A 9,709-nucleotide genomic window follows, 5' to 3' on the forward strand; every position below is an offset into this window, starting at 1 on the left:
TCGGGTGTGTTATACGCTGTGTGAAAACACACAGCGGGCGACCAGGCGATCACGGTCGCGAAATCCACGATCGAAACACACTTTTTCAAGACCCAAGGGGAGAGAACCATGGCGGAGAACGAAAAGCAGGGCGTAACGCGGCGTGATCTGTTGGAAACCGGCATCAAGGTGGCCACGGTGGGTGGTCTGACCGGCATGGCCTGTCGTGCCGGCGTGGTGGGTGGCGGCGCCCTGGCCGCCGCTGCGGCCACCCTGCCCGCGACCGCCTCGGCTGCTGGCAAGGCCGACGTTCCCCCCGGTCAGCTGGATGAGTACTATGGCTTCTGGAGCGGCGGTCACTCCGGCGAGGTCCGGGTTCTGGGGCTGCCGTCGATGCGCGAGCTGATGCGCATCCCGGTCTTCAACCGCGAAAGCGCCACGGGTTGGGGGCTGACCAACGAGAGCCAGAAAATCCTCTCCGAGGGGCTGACCCCGGAGACCAAGGAGTATCTCAAGAAACAGGGCAAGGTCACCTATGATCATGGTGACACCCACCATCCGCGCATGTCCTACACCGCCGGCAGCTACGACGGACGCTATCTGTTCATCAACGACAAGGCCAACACCCGTATCGCCCGTATCCGTCTGGACATCATGAAGACCGACAAGGTGCTGGAGATCCCCAACGCCCATGCCATCCACGGTCTGCGTCTGCAACGCCATCCGAAGACCGGCTATGTCTTCTGCAACAGCGAAATGCGTCTGCCCATACCCAACACCCCGGAGACCATGAAGGATCCGACCAAGTATTCCGGACTCTTCTCTGCGGTCGATGCCGAAACCATGAAGGTGGCCTGGCAGGTGCTGGTGAGCGGCAACCTGGACAACAACGATGCCGACTATCAGGGCAAATATGTGGCCTCGAGCTGCTACAACTCGGAAGAGGGCTTCACCACCGCCGAGATGACCGCCTCCCCGACCGATCACGCCGTTTTCTTCAACATCGCCGCCATCGAGGCTGCGGTCAAGGATGGCAAGGCCAAGATGATCAACGGCGTGCCGGTGGTCGATGGTCGCAAGGATGCCAAGTCCCCGTTCACCCGCTACATCCCGGTCGCCAACAGCCCCCACGGCTGCAACGCCACCCCGGATGGCAAGTATGTGGTGCTCAACGGCAAGCTCTCCCCGACCGTCACCGTGATCGAATGGGCCAAGCTCGATGAGCTGTTCGCCGGCAAGATCACCGAAAAGGATTGCATCGTCGCCAATCCGGAGATCGGCCTGGGTCCGCTCCACACCACCTTCGATGGCCGTGGCAATGGCTACACCTCGGTCTTCCTGGACAGCCAGATCGTCAAGTGGAACATCGAAGACGCCATCAAGCAGTACAAGGGCGACAAGGTCAATCCCATCCGCCAGAAGCTGGATGTCCACTACCAGGTCGGACACACCAACGCCTCGAATGCCGAGTCCAAGGATGCCGACGGCAAATGGCTCGTGGCCCTGTGCAAATTCTCCAAGGACCGTTTCCTGAATGTCGGCCCCTTGAAGCCCGAAAACGACCAGTTGATCGACATCTCCGGCGACGAGATGAAACTGGTCCACGACGGCCCGACCTTCGCGGAACCCCACGATGCCATCATCGTCCACAAGTCCAAGGTGAAGCCGGTCGAAGTCTACAACATGAACGACCCGATCTTCGCCGGTCTGCATGCCCAAGCCAAGGCCGATGGCCTGGTGCTCGGCAAGGACAGCAAGGTGGTGCGCGACGGCAAGAAGGTGCGCGTCTACATGTTGAGCCATGCCCCGACCTTCAGCATGACCGATTTCACCGTCAAGCTCGGCGATGAAGTCACCGTGATCGTCACCAACGTGGACGAAGTGGTGGATCTGACCCACGGCTTCACCATGATCAATCACAACGTCTGCTTCGAGGTGGGACCACAGGCTTCGGCCTCGGCCACCTTCCGCGCGGATCGTCCGGGCGTCTCCTATTATTACTGCCAATGGTTCTGCCACGCGCTCCACATGGAGATGCAGGGTCGCATGTTCGTGGAGGCATAACGCTTCCTGATATCAAGAGTGTCCCGCCGCACGGCGGGCAGCTCGCCGTGGAGCGCATGGAGGCGTTCCATGGATGGGGGGGTGAGGGGCTCCCCCCACAACCTGGAGTGGTGGTTCCGGCGGTCAGGTTGATTCTGGTCGCCGGATTTCTTTGTGGGGATGGAGGGGTCATGCCTGGCCTGATTTGGGGCATTCGTCATCCAGTGGTCGCCGCCCTCCTGGCTGTTGTTGCGTCCTCCCCCGGCGCGCTCGGCGCGGAGACCCGTTCGGTCCCTCCCGGTGAGGAGTCCTTGCGCCAGGCGATCGCCGCGGCCCGTCCTGGCGACACCTTGCGTCTGGAATCGGGTTGGCATGGCGCGGCGGTGGTGGATCGTCCCTTGACCATCGAAGGTCCGTCGGATGCCATCATCGACGCGGCTGGCAAGGGGAGCGTCCTGGTGATCCAGGCTCCCGACGTCGTGATCCGTGGCATGACCCTGACCGGTTCGGGCATCGTGGAGCCGGATCTGAACAGCGGCATTCTGCTGATGAAGGGCGGGGACGACGCGCGGGTCGAAAAAACCCATGTGATCAGCAATCTGTATGGCATCTCGGTGCAGGGCGCCCAACGGGCCCTGATCCGCGACAACGACATCGCCAACCGCAACGATCTTTGGGAGAACGATCGCGGCAACGGCATCAACGTCTGGAACTCCACCGGCTCCCGCTTCGAACACAACCGCATCGACGGCGGTCGTGACGGTCTTTACATCCACACCGCCCACGGCAATGTGATCCACGCCAACCGTTTCACCCGGTTGCGCTTCGCGGTCCACTACATGTATGCCAACAAGAATGACGTGACCGACAACATCTCGGTGGAAAACACCGTGGGCTATGCCCTGATGTACTCCGAGCACCTGAAAATTCAGCGCAATATCTCCCTGAACGACCGCGATCACGGTCTGATGTTCCACTCGTCGCACTACTCGACCCTGGATCACAACCTGGTGCGCGGCACGCGGGAAAAATGCACCTTCATCTACACCTCATCCAAGAATATCTTTCACCACAACCGTTTCGAGGGGTGCGAGATCGGCATTCACTTCACCGGAGGGTCGGAGAAAAATGCCATTTACGAAAACGCCTTCATCAACAACCACACCCAGGTGAAATACTCCGGCATGGTCCATTACGAGTGGTCGAAAGAACGGCGTGGCAACTACTGGAGCGACAATCCGGCCTTTGATCTGGATGGGGACGGCATCGCCGATGTCGCCTATCGGCCCAACACCCTGATGGATCGGGTGGTGTGGAACTATCCCCTGGCGAAACTGCTTCTGGCAAGCCCGATCATGGAGACCCTGCGGGTGGCCCAGGGACGATTTCCTTCGCTCTCTCCTGGCGGCGTGGTGGACAGTTGGCCCTTGATCGCCCCTCCCGGTGATCCGGTGCCGGTTCCCGCCGACGCCTCCTTTTACATCGGGAGTCGCTCATGAGTGGGGCTGCCTTGTTGGCGGAAGCGTTGGTGAAGGCGTATCCGCGTCATCGCGCCTTGAACGGGGTGAGTTTTTCCATTCCGCCGGGTGTTTGTCTGGCGTTGTTGGGTCACAACGGCGCGGGCAAGACCACGCTGATGAAGCTGCTGCTCGGTCTGACCCGTCCGACATCGGGTCGGGTCGAGGTGTTGGGTGAGGATCCCTTGCGTGCGCCTCTTGCCTTCCGGCGTCAGATCGGTTTTTTGCCCGAGCATGTCATCTTTCACGACGAGTTGACCGGTGTGGAAACCTTGCGTCACTACGCCCGATTGAAGGGGGAGGATCCTCGTCGTCAGGTGGCGTTGTTGGAGCGTGTCGGGCTCTCCCATGCTGCGGACCGGCGTGTGAAAGGGTATTCCAAGGGGATGCGGCAGCGGTTGGGTTTGGCTCAGGCGTTGCTTGGGCGTCCCCGGTTGTTGTTGCTCGACGAACCAACCACGGGGTTGGATCCGATGTTGCGGCAGGAGTTTTATCGGGTGATTCAGGAGTTGCGCGCCGAGGGTGTGACGGTGATGCTCTCCTCGCATGTCTTGACGGAGCTTGAGGCGCGCACCGATCTGGCGATGATCATGGAGCAGGGATCGGTCAAGGCATTCGGAACGTTGGATGCCTTGCGGAGTCAGGCGGATCTGCCGGCTATCTTTAGAATCAGGTGCGCGCGCGCGCGTATTGTGGCCGAGTCGGTGGGAGGTGTCGTGCATCGGTTGGCGTCGGAGAGCGCGTTGGAGCTTTCGGTGCCGGTGCGGGACAAGATGGCGGTGTTGCGGCAGTTGATGGCCTGTGGGGTTGAGATCGAGGATCTGGAGATTCAGTTGCCGACGTTGGATGATGTGTATGCCCATTTCGGGCGTGAAAAGGATGAGGAAGAGGGATAGACGGTCAACCGTTGCGGGGGACGGGGGGCCGAAGGTCCCCGGCGGAGGTTCGGAGGCAGCGCCTCCGAGGTTCTGGTTTTGACCCTGGTTTTGCATTGTGATTCTTGACTCTGTTTGCAACTTTTTTTCTGGCTGTTATTTTTGTTTCGATCGTTGCGTCCTTGGTTTCTGGCGCGCTCGACAAAGAGCGCAAAAGATCAAACAAAAAAGTCAACGAAAAAGGAAAAACCCCAAGGGCGTTGCCCTTGGATCCCACCAGGGGCCATGGGCCCCTGGACCCCGCCAGTTCATGCCTGGCCCGACAACCCTCTTTTCACGAGCCCCCTCATGAGCCCACTTTTGGTCATCGCCGACAAGGAGACCCGCGACGCCCTGCGCAACCGCTGGGTGATCAGCGCCACACTCCTCATGGCCGGCCTGGCCTTCTCCCTCACCTTTCTCGGCAGCGCACCCACCGGCCAAATCGGCGCCAAACCCCTCGCGGTAACCGTGGTCAGCCTCTCCAGCCTCACCATCTTCCTGGTGCCGCTCATCGCCCTGATGCTCTCCCACGACGCCCTGGTCGGCGAAATGGAACGCGGCACCCTGCTGTTGCTGCTCGCCCACCCGGTCACCCGGGCCCAGGTGGTGCTCGGCAAGTTCCTCGGCCAAACCAGCGTCCTGGCCGTGGCCACCATCGTCGGATATGGCGCCGCCGGAGTCGCGGTGGGGCTCCAGACCGAAGGGGCGGATCCGGAAAGCTGGCGCGCCTTCGCCGCCCTGGTCGGCAGCTCGGTGCTGCTCGGGGCGATCTTCATCGCCCTGGCCCACCTGGTCAGCGCCATCGCTCGCGAACGGGGCGGGGCCGCCGGAGTGGCGATCGGACTGTGGCTGCTGTTCGTCGTGCTCTACGACATGGGACTGCTCGGCGTGCTGGTCGCCACCAAGGGACAGATCCATGAAACGGTGTTCCCCTGGCTGCTGATGGGAAATCCGACCGATATCTTTCGCCTGTATAATCTGACCGCCTTCGAAAACACCCGTACCTTCTCCGGACTGGCGGGACTCTCCGGACAGATGGATTTCTCCCCCGGCATGCTGCTCGGGGCGCTCATCGCCTGGACCGTCGTTCCCCTCGCGGCGGCAATCGCCATCTTCCGACGCCGGGAATTATAACCAACACGTTCTCATTGGATTAACCCGCTTGAGCCGTGAATCACCACACACGCCCGACACAAACCTCAACCCTCACAAACCAGGCGCGACCAGAACGATGCACAGGAACCCCGGCGTGACCCGAATCGCGATTCTGTTTCTCACCCTGATGTTGACCGCCTGCGGCAACGGCCCGGAAGAAAAGCCCCCGGCCCCCCTCGAGCCCACCAGTTCCACCAAAGGATTCTACTGCGGCATGACCCTGGCCGAACATCCCGGCCCCAAGGGGCAGATCCACGTAGCCGGCGAAACGGGGCCGTTGTGGTTCTCGTCGATCCGCGATGCCCTGGCCTATCTGCAACTGGAAGGCGCCACGCGCCGCGTGCGCGCCTTCCATGTCCACGACATGGGACGCGCGGATTGGAACACCCCCCAGGCCGGCACCTGGATCGATGCCACCCAGGCCTATTTCGTGCTTGGCTCGCGCCGGGAAGGGGGCATGGGCGGCTCCGAGGTGGTCCCGTTCGGCGACAAGGCCAAGGCCGAAGCCTTTACCGCCGGATTCGGCGGTCGGGTGCTCGATTACACCGCCATCCGCAAGGAAGAGATGTTCCCGGCCAAGGGAGACGCGGGAGGTTGATCGCTCCCCGATCCAAAGGAACTTTCCCGAATCCGGACGGTCCAATTCTGAATCAAGACACGTGGGGGAACCGGTCCCCATGACCACGGGTTGGCGTCGTTTTACGTCAAACCGCTCTATTTCCCCCTCAAAACCGGCTTTGGGTGCCAATTTTTTTGCATGAAGGTTTGGTTAAACAAAAATGAATATCAAATAAAAACATATACTTGACAAGCAACGACAAGCAATATGCCATTTCCATAGAAAAAAATTTTGCACCACCCCACGAAAACCCTTCCCCCCCCCGCGCACGTCAGGCTATGATGCGATCGATGGGTACGTTGAAAGACCCGGAAAACTTGGCACAACGGGAAATCAGGCTTCCGCCTTCCGATCCATGCAAAGATCGATTCGTGACGCGCGCTAACCATCGAGTCGTTCTTTACCTGGCGCGGAGAGCAACAAATCCCGACGTGAAGAATCCAAGAAGAGACAGAAGACCAACTCCACGGCCTTGACGGATCATCTCCGCTCAAGAACATGGGGAAGCGGTCGCCATGCCTCCATCGCGACTCTTCATCGACAAGCAGGACCAAACCGATCCTGGCAACAGCGCTTGTGAATCGTCAATCCGAGATTCCAAGACACGCCAAACAAGGACCGGATGGTCGCTCTTACGCCCGTTTTCCAAACCATTTCAATACATCTGCTCACAAATCGGCCTGCTCTGCTATCGCACTTCTTGAATGCATCGCAAGGGAAAGGAACTCATGGATACCCTGTATACATTGACCGTGGTGGCGGTAGTCATCGTTTTGCTCTTCGACTACACCAACGGCTTCCACGACGCCTCCAACATCATCGGCACCATCATCGCCTCGCGCGCCATGACCCCGATCCAATCGGTGATCATCGTGGCCACCTTCGAACTGCTCGGGCCGGTCCTGGGCGGTACCGCCGTGGCCAACACCCTCGGCAAATTCATCACCATCGGGGATGTACCCAAAGCAATCGCGATCGGGGTCATCCTGTGCGGTATCTTCGGCGCCATCTTCTGGAATCTTCTGACCTGGTGGTTCGGTCTCCCCTCCTCCTCCTCCCACGCCCTGGTGGGCGGCCTGATCGGCGCCGTTGTCGCCGCCGTCGGCGGGGATCATGTGATCTGGGGCTTCGCCGACCTCATGAACGGCAAACTCAACGGCTTCATGAAGATCCTGGCCTCATTGATCCTGTCGCCGATCCTCGGATTCTGGGTAGGCTTCGCCATGGCCCGCTTCATCCGTGGTCTGCTGATCAAGGCCACCCCCGCGGTCAACAAACCCTTGCGTCAGGCCCAGTTCCTCACCGCCGCCGGTCTGGCCTTCTCCCACGGCTCCAACGACGCGCAAAAGAGCATGGGCATCATCACCATGATCCTGGTGCTGGGCGGCTTCATCGAGAAGTTCGTGGTGCCGAGTTGGGTCATCTACTCCTGCGCCATCGTCATCACCCTGGGCATCCTGTCGGGTGGATGGCGTATCGTGCGCACGGTGGGCTTCGGCATCTACAAGGTGCGCCCGTTGCATGCCATGAGCACCCAGCTCACCTCCGCCACCCTGATCCTCTCCGCTGCGGTGATGGGCGCCCCGGTCTCCACCACCCACGTCGTCAGCTCCGCCATCATGGGTATCGGCGCCTCCGAGCGTCCCAAGGCGGTGCGCTGGGCCAAGGCCAAGGAGATCGTCAGCACCTGGGTGATCACCATCCCCTGCTCCGGCGCGGTGGGTGCCCTCACCTATTATCTCATCAAGGTCTTCTCGGGCGGTGCGATCTAAGGCTCGTTTGTGGTACAAAATCGTTAAGCTTTTCGATAAACAACCATTCCCGGGCCTGAAAACGGGCCCGCATGCTTAAGCAAGGAGAAACGAACATGAGTGGCAGCTCCAATTCCCTGGCTTCCAAAATCCTGGCCAACGTCTTCCCGCGCGTGCCGGACTTCTACGGCATGATCAACGACCAGTGCGATGTCTGCGCCCAGACCATGGACGCCCTGGCCGAGTTCATGGAAACCGGCACCGAGGAGAAGGCCCTGCAGGTCCGCGAACTCGAGAAGCGCGGTGACGAGATCAAAGAGCGCAACATGACGGTCCTCAACCAGGCCTTCGCCACCCCGATGGACCGCGAGGACATCTACCGCGCCGTCACCTCCATCGACATGATCATCAACTACGCCAAGACCACGATCCGCGAGATGGAAGGTCTGGGCCTCAAGCCCGACGAGCACACCCGCGAGATGGTGCAGATGATGCGCGAGGGTGTCGATGCTCTCAAGCGCGGCTTCCAGAAGCTGGGTGTCACCCCGTCCCTGGCCGATCAGGATGCCGAAGCGGTCCGCAAGGCCGAGCGCAACACCGAGAAGGCCTATCGTCGCGCCATCGCCGATCTGTTCCAGGTCGATGCCCATCTGCGCGCCCTGGACAACAACGAGTCCCGCGCCCACTCGGCGGCCCTGACCCACGTCATCGAGATCTTCAAGCGTCGCGAACTGTATCGCCATCTCTCCAACACCGCGGATCGCATGGCCGAGGCCGCCGACGTGTTGCACGACATCGTGGTGCAGATCTCGTAAGATCGTTGTTTTGATCCGTCGAGTTCCTTGAAAAAGAGGCGCATCCGTTTGGACGCGCCTCTTTTTTTGCTGACATGATGCCACAGTGGGTTGGATCAGGGAGCAACGCTCGTCACGCTGGTTGGCGTGGCTCCTTGACTTCCCGGCCCGATGCGGGCAAGGTGACGCGCGACGCGAGTCAAATCGGAGTGGGACGGATGGTCGCCGACCGTTGAAAAACGGTTGGAGGAAAGTCCGGGCTCCACAGGGCAGGACGCCGGGTAATCCCCGGCGGGGGTGACCCCAGGGAAAGCGCCACAGAAAGCAAACCGCCACGCTTGTCGGATCGCTTCGTGCTCGCGCACGGGGCCGACAACCGAGGGCAAGGGTGAAAGGGTGCGGTAAGAGCGCACCGCGCGTCCCGGTAACGGGAGCGGCACGGCAAGCCCCGTCCGGAGCAAGACCACATAGGGGGGCGTTTAAAGACGGCCCGTCCAGCCCCCGGGTAGGTCGCTACAGATGTCCGGCAACGGCCATCGCAGAGGAATGACCGTCCCCCCTCCACCCCACGGGACAAGGCGGCGGGGGACAAAACCCGGCTTACAGGCCCACTCCGGTCCTTTTTTCTCGACATCTCCATCCGCCTCCCGGCGTGCATCGGGAATCCGACGCCGAGGGGAGTCCGATCCTGTCCGATACGCCCGCCTCCCGGCGTGCATCGGGAATCCGGTGCCGAGGGGCGTCCGATCCTGTCCGATGCACCCGCCTCCCGGCGTGCATCGGGAATCCGACGCCGAGGGGAGTCCGATCCTGTCCGATGCGCCCGCCTCCCGGCGTGCATCGGGAATCCGACGCCGAGGGGAGTCCGATCCTGTCCGATGCACCCGCCTCCCGGCGTGCATCGGGAATCCACCGTGTCCATCCCGTTCCCAGG

Annotated in this window: 7 protein-coding genes and 1 other RNA gene; all 8 read left to right on the top strand. The window is 61.1% G+C overall.

Translation table 11 applies throughout. The annotated features are described in order from the left end of the window. Positions 1–108 precede the first annotated feature (108 nt). The 8 genes from nosZ (at position 109) to rnpB (ending at position 9,394) form a co-directional block, all read left to right on the top strand. A complete protein-coding gene (gene nosZ / locus ACOY6C_RS13275; protein ID WP_420905951.1) occupies positions 109–2,043 on the top strand; it encodes a TAT-dependent nitrous-oxide reductase in 1,935 nt (644 codons plus the stop codon). Positions 2,044–2,213: 170 nt separating this feature from the next. Further along, positions 2,214–3,521 carry a nitrous oxide reductase family maturation protein NosD gene (locus ACOY6C_RS13280; RefSeq protein ID WP_420905952.1) on the top strand — a complete coding sequence of 436 codons (1,308 nt, stop codon included), beginning with the start codon at positions 2,214–2,216 and terminating at the stop codon, positions 3,519–3,521. Then, on the top strand, positions 3,518–4,435 hold the full coding sequence (locus ACOY6C_RS13285; protein WP_420905953.1) for an ABC transporter ATP-binding protein: 918 nt from the start codon (positions 3,518–3,520) through the stop codon (positions 4,433–4,435). Before ACOY6C_RS13280 ends, ACOY6C_RS13285 begins: the two co-directional genes overlap by 4 nt. A gap of 327 nt (positions 4,436–4,762) precedes the next feature. Then, positions 4,763–5,590 carry an ABC transporter permease gene (locus ACOY6C_RS13290; protein ID WP_420905954.1) on the top strand — a complete coding sequence of 276 codons (828 nt, stop codon included), beginning with the start codon at positions 4,763–4,765 and terminating at the stop codon, positions 5,588–5,590. Between the two features lie 115 nt (positions 5,591–5,705). Further along, a complete protein-coding gene (locus ACOY6C_RS13295) occupies positions 5,706–6,209 on the top strand; it encodes a nitrous oxide reductase accessory protein NosL (RefSeq protein WP_420905955.1) in 504 nt (167 codons plus the stop codon). A 749-nt stretch (positions 6,210–6,958) separates the two neighbouring features. Continuing rightward, the gene (locus ACOY6C_RS13300; protein WP_420905956.1) at positions 6,959–8,002 is read left to right on the top strand and encodes an inorganic phosphate transporter; all 1,044 of its coding nucleotides are present in this window, start codon (positions 6,959–6,961) and stop codon (positions 8,000–8,002) included. Positions 8,003–8,097: 95 nt separating this feature from the next. Further along, the gene (locus ACOY6C_RS13305; protein WP_420905957.1) at positions 8,098–8,796 is read left to right on the top strand and encodes a DUF47 domain-containing protein; all 699 of its coding nucleotides are present in this window, start codon (positions 8,098–8,100) and stop codon (positions 8,794–8,796) included. A gap of 185 nt (positions 8,797–8,981) precedes the next feature. Then, positions 8,982–9,394: RNase P RNA component class A (gene rnpB, locus ACOY6C_RS13310), an RNA gene on the top strand. Positions 9,395–9,709: the final 315 nt, after the last annotated feature.

Source organism: Candidatus Magnetaquiglobus chichijimensis (assembly GCF_045865675.1).
Lineage (GTDB): Bacteria > Pseudomonadota > Magnetococcia > Magnetococcales > Magnetaquicoccaceae > Magnetaquiglobus > Magnetaquiglobus chichijimensis.

What these genes read in the sequence shown, in the direction of transcription:
- nosZ (WP_420905951.1), top strand. Translation starts at nt 109, where the DNA reads ATGGCGGAGAACGAAAAGCAGGGCGTAACGCGGCGTGATCTGTTGGAA.
- ACOY6C_RS13290 (WP_420905954.1), top strand. Translation starts at nt 4,763, where the DNA reads ATGAGCCCACTTTTGGTCATCGCCGACAAGGAGACCCGCGACGCCCTG.
- ACOY6C_RS13285 (WP_420905953.1), top strand. Translation starts at nt 3,518, where the DNA reads ATGAGTGGGGCTGCCTTGTTGGCGGAAGCGTTGGTGAAGGCGTATCCG.
- ACOY6C_RS13305 (WP_420905957.1), top strand. Translation starts at nt 8,098, where the DNA reads ATGAGTGGCAGCTCCAATTCCCTGGCTTCCAAAATCCTGGCCAACGTC.
- ACOY6C_RS13300 (WP_420905956.1), top strand. Translation starts at nt 6,959, where the DNA reads ATGGATACCCTGTATACATTGACCGTGGTGGCGGTAGTCATCGTTTTG.
- ACOY6C_RS13280 (WP_420905952.1), top strand. Translation starts at nt 2,214, where the DNA reads ATGCCTGGCCTGATTTGGGGCATTCGTCATCCAGTGGTCGCCGCCCTC.